Here is a 560-nt window from a genome sequence, read left to right on the forward strand (position 1 = left end):
CAAAAGAAGTGGCTGACCAGGGAAGAATTTCGATCAATGGCCAGCAGGCGAAAGCAAGCTCTGTTGTCAAAGCGGGAGACGAGCTTGCGGTGCGTTTTGGCCAAAAGCTTGTAACCGTCAAAGTCAATGAATTGAAGGATACGACAAAAAAAGAAGAAGCCGCTGATATGTATACCGTTCTCAAAGAAGAGAAGCTGGGAGGAGAATAGGCTTGTTCTAAAAAAATCCCCCGTCTCATACAATGCAGTATCGAATCTTTAGTATGAGGATATGGGGGATGAATCGATGAATGTATATTATGATCAGCACAACCCTTCCGGCGGGGCATCTGGTCCTGAACATAATGTGACGATGAAGGGCCGCAAGCTGCTGGATATATCCGGTGTCAAACAGGTCGAGAGCTTTGACAATGAGGAATTCTTACTTGAGACGGTCATGGGCATGCTGGCAGTCAGAGGCGAAAACCTGCAGATGAAGAATCTCGATGTGGAAAAAGGCGTTGTCTCCATCAAGGGAAGAGTGCTTGATCTCGTCTATTTGGATGAGCAGCAGGGGGAGAA

The 560-nt window shown here is 47.0% G+C and carries 2 protein-coding genes; both read left to right on the top strand.

The features are described 5' to 3' along the window. Positions 1–209: RNA-binding S4 domain-containing protein (locus D8801_RS09780; protein WP_125849462.1), on the top strand; the 209-nt coding region annotated here is incomplete at its 5' end. A 76-nt stretch (positions 210–285) separates the two neighbouring features. Continuing rightward, the coding region (gene yabP, locus D8801_RS09785; RefSeq protein ID WP_125849465.1) for a sporulation protein YabP at positions 286–560 on the top strand (275 nt) is incomplete at its 3' end.

This window comes from Streptococcus oralis (assembly GCF_003943415.1).
GTDB classification, from domain to species: Bacteria; Bacillota; Bacilli; order Lactobacillales; family Streptococcaceae; genus Streptococcus; species Streptococcus oralis_BJ.